This is a genomic window from Lacrimispora sp. YZC11, assembly GCF_057543815.1.
The window spans coordinates 565326-579846 of the sequence record NZ_BAAJYQ010000006.1; the positions used below are offsets into that span (position 1 = coordinate 565326).

Annotated in this window: 12 protein-coding genes; 2 read left to right on the plus strand and 10 right to left on the minus strand. The window is 45.9% G+C overall.

Translation table 11 applies throughout. The features are described 5' to 3' along the window. Positions 1-55 precede the first annotated feature (55 nt). The 6 genes from AC27IJ_RS08865 to AC27IJ_RS08890 form a co-directional block, all read right to left on the minus strand. Positions 56-1717: a S8 family peptidase gene (locus AC27IJ_RS08865; RefSeq protein WP_312442270.1), complete on the minus strand. Its 1662-nt coding sequence runs from the start codon at positions 1715-1717 to the stop codon at positions 56-58. Positions 1718-1903: 186 nt separating this feature from the next. Beyond that, positions 1904-3316 carry an oxaloacetate decarboxylase subunit alpha gene (locus AC27IJ_RS08870; protein WP_312442268.1) on the minus strand — a complete coding sequence of 471 codons (1413 nt, stop codon included), beginning with the start codon at positions 3314-3316 and terminating at the stop codon, positions 1904-1906. 67 nt (positions 3317-3383) lie between these two features. Next, positions 3384-4532, minus strand: coding sequence for a sodium ion-translocating decarboxylase subunit beta (locus AC27IJ_RS08875; protein WP_312501014.1), 1149 nt, complete (start codon positions 4530-4532; stop codon positions 3384-3386). Positions 4533-4588: 56 nt separating this feature from the next. Next, positions 4589-5005 (minus strand): biotin/lipoyl-containing protein, encoded by a 417-nt coding sequence (locus AC27IJ_RS08880; protein WP_312442263.1) that lies wholly within the window; start codon positions 5003-5005, stop codon positions 4589-4591. A 21-nt stretch (positions 5006-5026) separates the two neighbouring features. Continuing rightward, the gene (locus AC27IJ_RS08885) at positions 5027-5797 is read right to left on the minus strand and encodes an OadG family transporter subunit (protein WP_312501012.1); all 771 of its coding nucleotides are present in this window, start codon (positions 5795-5797) and stop codon (positions 5027-5029) included. Between the two features lie 17 nt (positions 5798-5814). Continuing rightward, positions 5815-7269, minus strand: coding sequence for an acyl-CoA carboxylase subunit beta (locus AC27IJ_RS08890; RefSeq protein WP_312442260.1), 1455 nt, complete (start codon positions 7267-7269; stop codon positions 5815-5817). 298 nt (positions 7270-7567) lie between these two features. Here AC27IJ_RS08890 and AC27IJ_RS08895 point away from each other — a divergent pair, with 298 nt between their 5' ends. Beyond that, on the plus strand, positions 7568-8110 hold the full coding sequence (locus tag AC27IJ_RS08895; RefSeq protein WP_312501010.1) for a beta-class carbonic anhydrase: 543 nt from the start codon (positions 7568-7570) through the stop codon (positions 8108-8110). Between the two features lie 74 nt (positions 8111-8184). Here AC27IJ_RS08895 and AC27IJ_RS08900 read toward each other — a convergent pair whose 3' ends face one another. Next, positions 8185-9522, minus strand: coding sequence for a CitMHS family transporter (locus tag AC27IJ_RS08900; RefSeq protein ID WP_312442257.1), 1338 nt, complete (start codon positions 9520-9522; stop codon positions 8185-8187). Between the two features lie 125 nt (positions 9523-9647). Next, entirely contained in the window at positions 9648-11825 is a 2178-nt protein-coding gene (locus tag AC27IJ_RS08905) for an ATP-binding protein (RefSeq protein ID WP_487148450.1), read from the minus strand. A 113-nt stretch (positions 11826-11938) separates the two neighbouring features. Here AC27IJ_RS08905 and AC27IJ_RS08910 point away from each other — a divergent pair, with 113 nt between their 5' ends. After that, positions 11939-12625 (plus strand): response regulator transcription factor, encoded by a 687-nt coding sequence (locus AC27IJ_RS08910; RefSeq protein ID WP_312442253.1) that lies wholly within the window; start codon positions 11939-11941, stop codon positions 12623-12625. Here the strand turns inward: AC27IJ_RS08910 and citC are convergent. After that, positions 12615-13643, minus strand: a complete 1029-nt coding sequence (gene citC / locus AC27IJ_RS08915) for a [citrate (pro-3S)-lyase] ligase (RefSeq protein ID WP_312501006.1) — start codon at positions 13641-13643, stop codon at positions 12615-12617. The genes AC27IJ_RS08910 and citC overlap by 11 nt on opposite strands. After that, entirely contained in the window at positions 13631-14518 is an 888-nt protein-coding gene (locus AC27IJ_RS08920; protein WP_487148453.1) for a triphosphoribosyl-dephospho-CoA synthase, read from the minus strand. Before AC27IJ_RS08920 ends, citC begins: the two co-directional genes overlap by 13 nt. Positions 14519-14521: the final 3 nt, after the last annotated feature.

A 14521-nucleotide genomic window follows, 5' to 3' on the forward strand; every position in this document is an offset into this window, starting at 1 on the left:
TCTGGATGCAGTATACCATAATAGAAGTTCCAGTGCCTTGTTTTTTATCTGTTATTTAAGTAGCAATCTGCATAAAAACTCCCATAACGTTGACAACTCCATACCCCCATATGGAATTGGGGTATACAAGATAATTGTTACGATAGGCGCCCTTTATCAGGAGCATTTTAATATCTCTGCCTGTGATCGTAGTATAATTGCCACGGAGAATGGCCCACTCCATGATCATAGCCTGTATTCCTGCAACGTGTGAAGCAGCGGCTCCGGTACCGGTGGCACTTCCATATCTCCTCCCAGGCAATGGACATGTAAGCTGAAATCCGGGAGCAGCAAGATCGGGAAGGGGAATCCTGGTTGCAGAGAATCCTCTGCTGGAATCGATGAGAATGCTGTCATTTAATTGATTATATGCGGTTACAGTAAGAGAATTATTTGCATTTCCAGGATCTGTAATGGTAATATCCGCTGTTGCTTCAAGAAAGAATGTACCCGTTGTTATGATAGGACCGGAAGGTAACCATGCGTTAAAGGCAGATGGGCGCTTATCCATATTTGTGACTCTGATTTTCCACAGGCCGCTCACAGCCTGTTTAAACCGCACCAGTATAAGCTGTTTGCCGCTCTTTTCTTCCATAATGAAATTATTGATGTATAAGGTGGTGGGTCCATAAATAAATTTAAATTCACGGCATTCATTAAATTTAGGGGAGACGATCTGGGTATTTTCACCAAGGGGCGTTGTAATGGAAATGGATATCCGGTATGGAGAATGGTTCCATAGCTCCAAAAAGAAATCAGGATCTGATTGATCGACCCGCAGTTCAAAATTTTTATTATAATATGGTTCTTCAAAATTCCCCTGATAATGTCTGTTCATTCCCCCTTCATTCCCAGCACTAATGCATACCGCTATCCCGTAGTAGGTGGACAGGTTGTTTAAATAAGCGGAAAGAGCTCCGTGTCCGCCATGGCCGCCCTGACTGGATCCCAGTCCAATACATATAACCAAGGGGCGATCCAGCCTTAAAGCTACGGAACGAAGGTATTCGATACCAAGCATGATATCGGTTTCAAGATAGCAGTCGATATCATCTCTGACACAAAAAATTTGGCGGTTGTATGATTGAGCCTGCTTTAACTTGACAATCACAAGTTCAGCTTTAGAAGCCACTCCACTGAAATCTCCGCTTAAATCAGGAGTTCCGGCAGCAATACCGGCCAGCATGGTGCCATGTCCATTATCATCGCGGGTCGGGACAATGGAAAAGGGATCATCGTCAACTAATGCGCCGTTAATGGAATCCTTACTATATTCGCTGCCAAAGGTGAAATTTTCCGGAGGTGTTCCATCTTCTATGGTCTGATCCCATATAGACTGAATCCGCGTGGAACCATCATTGTTAAGAAAAGCCGGATGCTGATAGTCAATTCCGGTATCAACAAATCCGATCAAAATGCCCTGGCCAAACAAAGAAAAGTCAGGGTTGTATTGAAATGGTTTTACACTTGATTTTTCCAGACTATAAGTAGAGTTAAGGGTGAAAATATTGGGAAATATAGAATATGGCCGGTGTCCGAGAAGACACATATTGAATTCTCTGGCAGGTACATGAAGAACAGAGTATCTGTCGTTTATAAAAGTTAAATCATATGTTTGCTGCAAGCCTTTTGCAAACTCATTATTTATTAATAAATCAAAATATTTTTCGTCTGGCATTTTAATGATAAACCTCCGCGAACAACAAGTCCCATTTCAAGTCATTATATGATCATCTGTACGGAAAAATAACACTTTCGTTAATCCAGTCTCCACCTCAGGTTGCTGGAATCCCGGGCGGTATAATCCATTTTCCTATAAAGTAAAAAAAGGCCTCCCAATATTGGGAGACCTTTTTTATGAAGGCTATACCGGATAAGCCTTATTTTCCTTATCTGCCAAAGATGAATCTACGCCGGTCTGCTGTGCGGCCCGGTACTGGAAGAATTCCTTGGCAACCGTAGGAAACAGGGCGTATGAAAGCACATCTTCATCCTGCTGCTTCCACTGTGCACATTCCTTCTCAAACTGAGGAAGCTGGGGAGGAATCAAATCGGCAGGGCGGCAGGTGATCGGCGTCTCATCGCCGATGATCTTCTTCTGGACTTCCGGATTAAATGGTTTAACCGTCTGTCCGAACTCGCCCATGAAAATCTTCTTTGTCTCTTTCGTTACCATTTTATAGCGTTCACCGCTAATGACATTTAAAACAGCCTGGGTCCCGACGATCTGGGAAGACGGGGTAACAAGGGGTGGTTCCCCAAAGTCTTTTCGTACTTTAGGAATCTCCTGCAGTACTTCCATATACTTGTCTTCCTGACCTGCTTCCTTTAACTGGCTCACCAGGTTGGATAGCATGCCGCCAGGTACCTGATACTGAAGGGTCTTGATGTCTACGCCCAATACCTTTGGATTTAAACGTCCGCTCTTTAACGCTTCCTCCCGGATGGGCTGGAAGTATGCACAGATTTCCGCCAATAAGTTCTGGTCGTAGCCCGTGTCATAAGCCGTTCCGCGGAAAGTCTCAACCATGACCTCAGTAGCCGGCTGACTGGTTCCAAGGGCAAGAGGGGACATTGCGGTATCAATGATATCACAGCCTGCTTCAACCGCCTTTAAATAAGTCATGGAAGCTACGCCGGAGGTATAGTGGGTGTGTAAGTCAATCGGAAGCTTTGTGGATTCCTTTAACGCCCGTACCAGCTCATCTGCCTTGTAGGGCGTTAAAAGCCCTGCCATGTCTTTGATGCAGATGGAATCAGCTCCCATATCCTCGATCCTCTTTGCAATGTCCTTCCAGTAATCCAGTGTATAAGCTTCTCCCAGGGTATAGCTTAAAGCTACCTGTGCATGGCCTTTTTCTTTATTGCACGCAGTCACTGCAGTCTGTAAGTTGCGGAGATCATTAAAGCAGTCAAAAATGCGGATAATATCAATGCCGTTAGCCAGGGATTTCTGGACAAAATACTCTACCACATCATCGGAATAATGGTTATAGCCCAGGATGTTCTGTCCCCGGAACAGCATCTGCAGCTTTGTATTCTTAAATCCATCCCTTAACTGTCTAAGCCTTATCCAGGGATCTTCCTTTAAGAAACGAAGGCATGCGTCAAAGGTTGCGCCGCCCCAGCACTCTACCGCATGATAGCCAACTTTATCCATCTTCTCAATGATGGGAAGCATCTGCTCGGTTGTCATTCTTGTAGCAAACAAAGACTGATGAGCGTCACGAAGGACTGTCTCCACAATCTTAACCGGCTTTTTCTCTATTTCTGCCATTGTCTTACCTCCATGTTTGTCAATTCTTCTGATTAACGGAAAGGCATAAAGCCTTTCCATGGGATAGTTATCTTACTCCGAATATTGCCATAAATGTACCAGCCGCAACCGCCGTGCCGATAACACCTGCCACGTTTGGTCCCATGGCATGCATCAGCAGGAAATTGGTAGGATCTGCCTCAGAACCGACCTTCTGGGATACACGGGCTGACATGGGGACCGCAGATACGCCTGCGGAGCCGATGAGGGGATTTACTTTGCCGCCGGAAACCTTGCACATCAGCTTGCCAAACAGCACACCGGCGGCTGTTCCTACCGCAAATGCCACCAGGCCTAAAATAACGATCTTAATTGTATCCATGTTTAAGAATGCTTCCGCACTGGTCGTAGCACCTACGGAAGTACCTAACAGGATTACCACGATATACATCAAGGCATTGCCGGCAGTCTCCGTCAGCTGCTTCACCACGCCGGATTCTCTAAATAAGTTGCCTAACATCAGCATGCCCACCAGAGGAGCTGTTGTAGGAAGAATGATGCATACGACCGTTGTTACGATGATCGGGAACAAGATCCTCTCAAGCCTTGATACGGGACGAAGCTGCTCCATCCGGATCTTTCTCTCTTTTTCCGTTGTCAGTAGCTTCATGATCGGCGGCTGGATAATGGGCACCAGCGCCATATAGGAATAAGCCGCAACCGCAATGGGACCCATGAGGGAAGTCATTCCCAGCTTTCCTGCAAGGAATATGGAAGTAGGTCCGTCAGCCCCTCCGATAATGGAGATAGCGGCAGCCGCCTTATCGCTAAAGCCCATGAAAATGGCTAGAAAATACGCGGTATAGATACCGAACTGAGCCGCCGCTCCCAGAAGAAAACTCTTTGGATTGGCGATCAAAGGTCCAAAATCCGTCATAGCTCCCACGCCCATGAAAATCAGGGGAGGCAGGATGCCCCATTCGTCCAGCTTAAAGAAATAATGCAGCAGTCCGCCTCCGGAGCCATCCGCTCCAGCTTCCTTCATAATATCCGGGTAGATATTAACCAACAGCATACCAAAGGAAATCGGCACCAAAAGCAGGGGTTCAAAGCCTTTCCTGATAGCCAGGTATAAAAACACGAAGGCTACCAGGATCATGATCATATTTCCTGCGGTCAGATTAAAAAATGCGGTCTGCTGAAGAAGATTTGTAAATGTATTACTAATATAATCCATGTTAATCCCTCCATATGTGATCCGCTCTGTTTGTCTTTACAGCGGATCCTTCCGTACTAGTTTAATGTAGCCAAGGTTGCTCCTGCTTCTACTGAATCGCCGGTCGCTACATTAATGCTGGCAACGGTCCCATCGGAAGGTGCTACGATCTCGTTCTCCATCTTCATTGCCTCAAGAAGAATCAACACATCTCCCCGTTTAACAGCCTGTCCCTGGCTTGCCTTAACTCCAAGAATCTTGCCTGGCATGGGAGCTGCTATCTTAAGACCGCCTTCTGAACCTGCGCTGGCTGCCTTCACCGAAGCTGCCGGTGCTGGCGCAGCCGCCGGGGCAGAGGGAGCTGGGGCAGAAGGAACTGGGGCAGGGGCAGGCGCCGATGCCTTGTTAGCAACTGCCGGTGCACTTATGGCTGGACCTTCTTCTACGGTTACTTCATAAACATTCCCATTTACTGTAATTGTATAGTTTTTCATGATGATCTTCCTCCTGATTGATTAAGCTTTTTTCCATTTACCGGCCGGCGCCCGTCTGATCGAGCGGACCACAAGGCCCCTTGGCGAACTTCCTTCAGATGCTGCAATAGCCGCAGTAATTACTGCTACCAGTTCTAAGTCATCTAAAAGTTCTTCTTCCTCTTCTGTTGCAGTCACAGACACCACAGGAAGGGGTGCTGGAGCAGGCTCCTGTGCCTTGCCCTTTATCTTATCTTCAAACTTACCGATATATCGGAAGCATCCGATGAGCATGCTGATGAAAATCAGCACGATAAATACAGTTCCCATTCCCATCAGGGTGTTGAACACGGCCTTTTCCATCCGCTCGCCCAAGGAATATTCCGGTACAAACGCCACACTTGTGATCTTCGTGAGCTTTGTATCTGTTGTAATGGAAAATTCCATATTTCTCTTTTCAAATTCTGCTTCGATTGTAGCGCTGTACCCATGGTCAATGGCTTCTACCTTCACCGTATCGCCGATTGATACCAGGGCGCCAAGCTCATTCTTTATATTCTCCCAGGAATCCACGCCCTCAGCCAGGGCAGCATACTCATCCTGGGACTGCATGTTCTTCCTGAATTCAGAGACCTGGCTATCCTCAAGGCCGGTATACAGCTCCAGGAAGGAACCGGGAAGCTGCTCCATCTGTGTCTGGATTCTGGCATCAATTTCTTCGGCTGGGGTATCGGCTTTGCTGCACGCAGATAATGAAAAGAGGCAGGCTGCCATAATAAGTCCCAATGCTACTCGTTTCATATTCAGTTTCATATACCTGTCACCTCATTCTAAATCGTGCCATGTTTTTTTGCCGGACGATCCTCTCTCTTTGTGAACAGCATCTCAAATGCCGCAATGACCCGTGCTCTTGTTTCGCCGGCATCTATGATATCATCAACATATCCTCTCTTAGCTGCAGAAAGGGCGCTGGACTGAAGCAGCCTGTAGCTTTCCGCCTTATCGCTGAAAAGTGCTTTTCCATCCTCAGCCTTTGCAATCTCATCCGCATACATGATTTTTACCGCTTCGTCCGGTTCCATCATTCCGATGCAGGCCGACGGCCATGCATAAACGATGTCTGCCCCAATGGATTTGCTGTTCATGGTCAGATAGGCGGTTCCAAGGGCATGCCCCAGAATAACCGTCACTTTTGGAACCGTGGCATTGGCAAAGGCATAGGTAAGCTTTGCAGCCGCCCTGGCAATCTTATTCTCAGAACACTTGGAGGCTTCATACCCTTTTACATTTACAAAAGTGAGAACCGGTATGCTGAATGCATTACAGAAATTAGTAAATCTTGCAGCCTTTTCACAGCCCCGCCCGCTTAAAAGAGCATCATATTCCCCTGTCTTAACGCCGCTTTCATTATAGGATTCCGTTCTATTTGCAACACAGCCAACTGTCATGCCGTTTAAACGGATAAAACCGGTTACCATGGAAGCAGCATATTCCTTCCTGGTCTCCATAAAGAAATGATTATCGGAAATCTGAGTCAATGCAATCGCCGTATCCCCAATATAATTCTCCAGATCGGAGCATATACGGTTTAAATCGTCATTGCACTCATCAAAAGACATGTCATCCTCACTGTTTGCAGGAAGTATGGAAATGAGAGTCCTGATATTATTTAAAATGTCATCCTCTTCTCCCGTGAAATCCACCATGCCGGTTTCCCTGCTTTGATAGTCCGCGGAAGCAGTATTGCACTTTTCTGTATAATTTCCCTGAATGGCATTGGGGGAATTGACAAACAGTCTGCCGCCCCTGGTTTCCATAAAGGTGAAGTCTGCCATTGCTGCGGAAACGGCCATGCCGCCGCCACATGTTCCAAATATTGCTGTTATCTGAGGAATTACTCCGGACGCCAGGGTCTGGCTCATATAAATCTCACCAAATCCGTTTAGAGAGTCGGTTGCTTCCTGAAGTCTTAAGCCGGCACAGTCGACCAGACCGATGACCGGTGCGCCGGTCTTCATTGCCATAGTGTAGAGTTTCGTGATTTTTTTTGCATGCATCTCGCCTACAGAGCCGCCCAGAACTGATGCGTCCTGGCTGTACACATAAACAAGACATCCTTCAATGGTACCATAGCCAGTAACAACACCGTCAGCAGGAGTTTCCTTTGCCGTCATGTTGAAGTCTGTGTTCCTAGCGGTAACATGGCCGCCAACTTCAACAAAACTGTTCTCGTCAAGCAAAGCATGAATCCGGCCGCTTGCCGATGTTTCTGTTGAATTACTCATCTTGCAATCCTCCATTTTGTAATTTTTTACAGTCATTTGTTAAACTATTAACAAAGTCCTATGCAATAACACCAATTTCTGCCAATTATAATTGTATAACTAATTTAGGTAAATTTCAAGTACTGAACAGAGTATTTTTCATATTATATTGAAAATTTTAACTTCAAATACAGCACAATTTGTGCAAAGCAGTCTAAAATCCTGATATAACAAACTAAACAATCTTTAAGACAGTATTTTATTCCTGATTAAGGTTTCTCCTCTATTATTGACCTATACGATAAAAAGGAGGCAGATTATGATCAAAGAAATTTTAAAGTACAACGATACTTTTGTCAGCAACGGTTCTTATAAATCCTTTGCTTCAAACAAATATCCTCAAAAAAGGCTTGCCATATTAACCTGCATGGATACCCGCCTGGTAGAGCTTCTGCCAGCCGCACTTGGAATCCATAACGGAGACGTAAAGCTAATAAAAAATGCAGGCGGTATCATTTTAGATCCTTTTGACAACACAATCCGCAGCCTGCTGATCGCAGTTCTGGAATTGGGTGTGGAAGAAATCATGGTCATCGGCCATACCGACTGCGGAGCAGCCGTTATATCACCTGAAGCAATCATTGCCCATCTGATTCAACGTGGCATTGACAGGGAAACCATACGCGGGCTGAAAGAGGATGGATTGGACTTTGAAGCCTGGTTTAAAGGCTTTGAAGACACGGAAGCCGCAGTTGAGAAATCCGTTTCCCTGTTGAAAACCCATCCTCTCATGCCAGCCAATGTAGAGATTCAAGGCTTTGTAATGGATATTACCTGCGGCAGGCTGGACTCGGTTTCCTGATCCAGACATAGGAAAGAAAGATGCCGGAATTAAATTCCGGCGTCTTTCCATTTGAATTTTATTTTTGGATTCTATTAAATAGTCAGTACACCAAGTAAAAGGCCGGCCACCAGGCAAACCAGGCTCACTCCCCATATCCACAGGAAGCAGGTCTTAATATGGTCTTTGATCTCCACTCCTGCCAAGCCGATTCCCAGGAACGTGGCCGGTACAACAGGGCTTATGAACGTTGCGCAGTTTCGGCAGACCACCATAGTTATGGCAGTATGGGCAGGATCTACGCCAAATTTGTTTCCTATACCGATCAAAACCGGAAGCAGACCATAGAAATAGGAATCCGTACAGAACAATAAGGTCAGCGGCACGGACAGCACTCCGATGATTAATGGCAGGAAATGACCCATGGACTGGGGTATGAATGAAGCCAGTGCGTTAGCCATGTGGTTCATGATCTCACTTTCTTCCAATACTCCAAGAAATACACCGGCTGCCAGAATGGTGGATGCCATCATAAGACCAGGACCCGCATGGGACTTAATGATCTTATTTTGAAGTTTCGCACCCGGATAGTTGACTAAAAGTGCTACGACACATCCAATCATGAAAATATAATAGGAAGGCATCGGCATGAAAACAAGCGCAACAATGACAACTAATGTGAGGATCACGTTAAAAGCAAACAGCTTTGGCCTTGCCAGTTCCCCGATAGTGGCGGTAGAAGCACTTTCTTCCAAAGCTTCGTTATCTTCTATGACCAGAGTGCTATTGATTCCAGCCCCTCTCTTCTTTTCAACAACTCCCCAGAAAAACGCAGTAAACAGAGCAACTGCGATACCCACCGCCTGCATCGGCAAAAGCTTCATCCAAAGGACATTGGCTTCTATTTCCAATACAGAGGCTGCACGCATGGTCGGGCCGCCCCAGGGAAGCAGGTTCATGACACCCATGGAGGTGACGCATATTAAAAGCAGCGTGGTCGGACGCATTTTCAATTTCTTATATACTGGCAGCATGGCTGGAATGGTGATCAAGAACGTAGAAGCACCGCCTCCATCTAAATGGCCGATTATGGCGATAATGCTGGTCATAAAAGCCACGCCAACCACATTGTTCCCCACTTTTTTCATAAGCGCATCTATGATGCGGTCAAACATTCCTGCGTCGGTCATAATCCCGAAAAAAAGCACGGAAAATATGAACAGCGCAGCCGTCGAGTGTACCCCGGATACCCCCTTCGAAATAAACTTTCCAACTTCACTGACTGTGAAGGTTCCGGTCAAAACCAGGATCAGTGCACTTACGGTAGATACTCCGATAAATGCCAGTGCCGGAACAGTAACATTTTTCAGCAGTAAAACAATGATCATGATAATGGTTGCAAAACCTAATAATGCAAGCATTGTCTCATTCATGTTTTCTTCCTCCTCTATACTTTTTATTTATAGGGACATTATAAAAGCCTAACCTTACACCCTTCCTCCTTCTCTCTTTCACTTCTTTAAGAGAAAAATTAAAAGTTGTTAAGATTAGGCCTTTTTTACACTCTTTCCTCACAGTTTTTAACTGCCTTTAAAATGGCGGAGTCAGAAACCGGTTTGTCGATGTATTCATCAATTATTTTACGTCTCTTTGCTTCCAGAATTTCCTTCGTTACCCGGTCCGTCATAATGATCCGGATGATTTCCGGATACTGACCCTGAAGGGACATGCAAAAATCCGTACCGCTTTTCCCGGCAATATAATGCTCCGCCACAATGGCATCTATTTCCCGCTCCTTCAAAACTCTCCTGGCCTCCTCAAAGTCCATGCAGGCCGTCAACGGCACATGAAGCCTGCTGAAATTCTTTTCCAGAAGCCGTAATACCTTTGGATTATCATCGATGACCAGAAGTCTTAAGCGGTCTCCATTTTCCGCCTCTGTTTCCTGCTGCCCTTCCTGCTCTTTTTGTTCATTTACAGGAAGGAAAATATGAAAGATGCTTCCTTCCCCCGGTCTGCTTTCAGCAAAAACAAAACCTTTGTGGGAATGGACAATCTGCTCAACCAGAGAAAGACCAAGGCCCGTACCGCCTCCATTTTTCTTTGTCGTAAAAAACGGATCAAAAATCTGCTTTAACACCTCTTCGCTCATGCCTTCCCCGTCGTCAGCGATGTCAATCCTTAAGTAGTAGTTCCACTCTTCTGAAACAGGGAAAACCTTGTACTGTTTTAATTCCTCGGAACCCACCCTGCTGCCGCTTATGGTGATCGTCCCTCCCCTGTGACCGATTGCGTGGATTGCATTCACACAGATATTTAATATCACCTGATTCATCTGGGTTTCGTTTCCTAAGAAACATTCATCAGATAAGGCGATTTCTTTCTTCAGATGCACATGGGCAGGGCATACGGAGCTTACCATCTTTATGGCACGGCCCAGTACCTTTGCGGCATTTATGTTTTTAAAGGCAGTCTCCAAATTTTTCCGGCTTAAGGAAGAGATCTGCTGGATTATCTCTTTTGCCTTTCTGGAAGCTTCATATATCTCCGTTGCATTGTCATAGTTTTCCGCTCCCTCCGTAAGATCAAGCATTAGCAATTCGGCATATCCCATGATCGGCGTCAGTAAGTTATTAAACTCATGGGCAATGCCTCCGGTCATAGTTCCCATGATCTGAAGCCTCTGCTGGTGGGCAGTCGTTTCCTCACTCTGGTGCAGTTCTTCTAAAATTTTATTAAGCTCCCAAAGATAGGCGATCTCTTCTGTATCCTTCCTCTTCTGGACCCGCAGATCGCCTATATAGAACACCATTCCGAGGACCACTGAAACAATTCCCAAAAAGACCAGGCCCAGCTTGAAAAATCCGGCTGCAACAGGGATATAGATATCATTATAGTCAATCACCGCACTGACTACCAAAAAACCGCTTCCTATGATAGCCGGGGAATAGGCGCTGATCTTTTTCACCTCAGGAACCTCCGGGTCCAGCCACCAGTAGGAATAATACTCAGAGACTCCTGCCTCTCCTCTGTTCTGGTTTTCTATCATCTGCTGCAGGCTTGTCAAATCCTTATCCGGAAACATCTCCTGTCTGCCTGAAATCACATTGATCCCCCACTGTCTTTCCTGAGGGTGAATGAGGATAATCCCTTTTGAGTCCTTGATTACCACATACCCATTGGTTCCCAGGCGGATATTGGAAACAAGAAAATTGTAATAATTTTTTTCATTTAAGACTACGGAAAGAGAATTGCGGTTAGGAAGAATTTTCTTTAAAATCAAATACATTTCTCCATTTCCCAGTTTGCACTGCCGAAAGCTTATATCCTGTCCGATCTCTGTGACGGAATACGTAGACGTCACTCCATATCCATTCACACTTTTTAATAATCTTCCGTTTTCATCCTCCAAAATAACATCAAAAACAAACCGGCTGTGATTCGTCACATAACTCTGGAGTATGCTCCAATCCTCCCTGCCTGTCTTTTTGTTGTTCTCATCTTCTATCGCGCAAAGGGCATTTAAATCCGCTTGATATCCTTCAATGAAAATCTTTAAATTTTCTCCCATGCTCTGGGTTGTCAAAAGCATCTGTTTCTTTTGATTATTTATAATCGTTTCTTTATACTCCTCCCAGATGCTGAATAAAAGACAGCAGAAAATGAGCAGCACGGAGGCCATGGCGCAAATCATGAATCCCGTCCCATATCTCTTGTTTTCCTTTATATCGCTCATGAATCCATCCTCTATTTACCTGTTCCTCATTGACTTGTCTCCGGGTTAATATTATAATAATTTTAGAATTATTTCGATATTTTTCTACATAAATTTAATCTTAGGGGGAAGCTATGTCTGATAAAGTATTAATTGTGGATGACGATCCGGCAGTCTGCAAGTTATTGGAGAAAGTCATGCACAGCAATGATTTGGAAACCAACGTCGCGGACAGTGGAATTGCCGCACTGAATCAACTCAAAAACCACACTTACGATATGATCCTCATGGACGTGATGCTGGGTGATATGGAAGGCTTTGAGGTCATCAAACGACTGCGCAGCCAGGGCAACCAGACTCCGGTTATGATCGTAAGCGGAAGGAACGAGGATTACGATTCACTTTACGGACTTTCTGTCGGCGCCGATGATTACATAACCAAGCCATTCCGTCCCCTGGTTCTGGGAGCCAAGGTAAAAGCGCTGATCCGCCGGAACAAAAATCAGATGTTAGAAAGCTCGGATATCCTGGAATGCGGATCTTTCACTTACAATAATTCTACCATGCGGTTTTATAAAAACGGAAGAGAGATTGTACTTTCTTCCAAAGAAAGCAGTCTGATGCTGCTGTTCTTAAAGCATCCGGGCCAGGTATTTACAAAAGACATGATTTACGATCATGTGTGGGGAAACAGTGTTGCCATAGACGATAACTCCATCATGGTGTATATCAACCGCCTGCGTGGTAAAATCGAAGAAGACCGGCAAAAGCCGGTCCATATCGTAACAGTCAGAGGCCTTGGATACCGGTTTATCCCGTAGGCCTCCGGCCTTTTTTTTTCTGTTCAAGGTATTCCAGTGTCGTTTCAGGCACCAGGCCCTTTAATCCTTCAAAGTCTCCCTTTTCATACCATTTCCGGACTGCAGATGCACTGATTGCCTCTCCCCCGGAACACATCCTCTCGAATTCCGATACCGAGATTCCATACCGGGGCAGGATCTTTTTCATTTCCTCATTGTAATGACCGGTGACTGCGCATACTGGTTCTGTTCCTACGAAGCGCTTTGTTATCCCAAGAGCCGGGGCGATGCGCCTGCCGAAAAGCTCTAAATCCAGGCGGCAGCCGGCTCTTACCGCATGGACCTTTTCCTTCATAAAATAAGTTGGAAAGGTCGCTGCGGAGATGACATAATCAGCTGCCTGGTGAACAACCGCACGGGGAAGGTCTTTGATTCCTTCCCGTACCATAAAAAATCGTTCATCCGCTCCAAAACTGCTTCTGTTATCGGCAAGAACCAGTACATGGACATAGTCACAGCAGTTAAGGGCCTGTTCAACCAGATACCGGTGGCCATAAGTAAATGGATTGCAATTGGCAACGATGGAGCCGATGACCATGCCTGGTTTCAGCGCCTCAGCCGGAGACTCTGAGATCAGACGGTTCACAAACTCTTTGAACCCGCTCTTCCTGTTTTCCATAAAAAGGACATCATCGGTCAGTAGCACCGTAAAAAATCCAAGATCCTCAAACATTTCCCTGTTTTCCGGTTTTGTGTACATAAGAATATGGGATCTGCCGTTCTCAAATTCATACTGGGTCAAACATGAGATGACCGACCCGGTCAGGCCGGTTCCTCTTACGCTTTTATCAACTGCAATGCATTTTAAAACATTCTGCTCCGCTGAGCCGGTAGCCTGGATCCGGTAATTCTCATCAAGGAGACATACGCTGTATTCGATTCCCTGGTCATAGTCCAGGTCATTCCGTTTTAAAAAATCCTTTAACAGTTCCAGCTCTTTACCTTTTAACGGCCTTCCTTCCAGCTTTACGAATTCCATAGAATCCTCCCCATCACCGGCACTTTTACCAGTTCATTCATGAAAATTGCCACAGCCAGAAGATCCGCACACCCTCCGGCGCTTATATTTCTCTTTATAAAATCCGCATCCATTCGTTTCAGCATCACCATATCTTTATCCCCGTAAGCCCCTCCGGCACGGAGAAAATTCCTTGCCGTGCACTGAACCTTCAAAAGGACGGACGGATCATGCCTTGCAATGATGTTGGAATCCTCTACCCGGCTCATGAGCATAAACAAAGTTTCCAGTTTGATCTGATTCCAGTCCCTGCCTTCCTTAAGTCCTTTTGCCATGATGGGAAGGGCGATGCCGCGTACGGAAGCATAGCCGCTTATGGCCTCTCCCCTTGCACCCGTAATCCTACATTGGTTCAGGGACTGCATTTCCTCCACTTCCTTTACCAGAGTCTCTCTTACCATGGCTTGCTCCATCTTTACCAGGCATTCTATGGTCACAGCTCTCTGCCTTCCAATGCATGCTCCGGCGGCCGCACTTAAGATTCCCATGTGAAAGATCATCCCCTTATGGGTATTCACTCCTGCCGTAGCCTTGTACATGGCCTTCTCTGCGGACAGGCCAATCCGGCGGATGCGTTCAAACAGCAGCCCCGGCGTGTGCAAAAGGCTCATGCCCTCTAAGGCCATAGAGGCAAAATACGGCTCCAGGGCTTTGGCACTCCTCTCAAAGGAAGTAACGTCCATGTCTTTATGGGCACCTGCAGAATATAGATCCACCAGGCCGGGCTTGGGCGTCGTATAAACCTCTTCAAGCATAGCCTGGTAAGCCATGTTCCCGATGTGGAAAGCCGCCTTTTCCAATGCCCCTTTAAAATTCACACCAGAACTGCTATTCATTGT

Bases quoted from the DNA above. Each gene is read 5' to 3' on its own strand.
- AC27IJ_RS08865 (WP_312442270.1), bottom strand. From the start codon at position 1,717: ATGCCAGACGAAAAATATTTTGATTTATTAATAAATAATGAGTTTGCA.
- AC27IJ_RS08870 (WP_312442268.1), bottom strand. From the start codon at position 3,316: ATGGCAGAAATAGAGAAAAAGCCGGTTAAGATTGTGGAGACAGTCCTT.
- AC27IJ_RS08875 (WP_312501014.1), bottom strand. From the start codon at position 4,532: ATGGATTATATTAGTAATACATTTACAAATCTTCTTCAGCAGACCGCA.
- AC27IJ_RS08880 (WP_312442263.1), bottom strand. From the start codon at position 5,005: ATGAAAAACTATACAATTACAGTAAATGGGAATGTTTATGAAGTAACC.
- AC27IJ_RS08885 (WP_312501012.1), bottom strand. From the start codon at position 5,797: ATGAAACTGAATATGAAACGAGTAGCATTGGGACTTATTATGGCAGCC.
- AC27IJ_RS08890 (WP_312442260.1), bottom strand. From the start codon at position 7,269: ATGAGTAATTCAACAGAAACATCGGCAAGCGGCCGGATTCATGCTTTG.
- AC27IJ_RS08895 (WP_312501010.1), top strand. From the start codon at position 7,568: ATGATCAAAGAAATTTTAAAGTACAACGATACTTTTGTCAGCAACGGT.
- AC27IJ_RS08900 (WP_312442257.1), bottom strand. From the start codon at position 9,522: ATGAATGAGACAATGCTTGCATTATTAGGTTTTGCAACCATTATCATG.
- AC27IJ_RS08905 (WP_487148450.1), bottom strand. From the start codon at position 11,825: ATGAGCGATATAAAGGAAAACAAGAGATATGGGACGGGATTCATGATT.
- AC27IJ_RS08910 (WP_312442253.1), top strand. From the start codon at position 11,939: ATGTCTGATAAAGTATTAATTGTGGATGACGATCCGGCAGTCTGCAAG.
- citC (WP_312501006.1), bottom strand. From the start codon at position 13,643: ATGGAATTCGTAAAGCTGGAAGGAAGGCCGTTAAAAGGTAAAGAGCTG.
- AC27IJ_RS08920 (WP_487148453.1), bottom strand. From the start codon at position 14,518: ATGAATAGCAGTTCTGGTGTGAATTTTAAAGGGGCATTGGAAAAGGCG.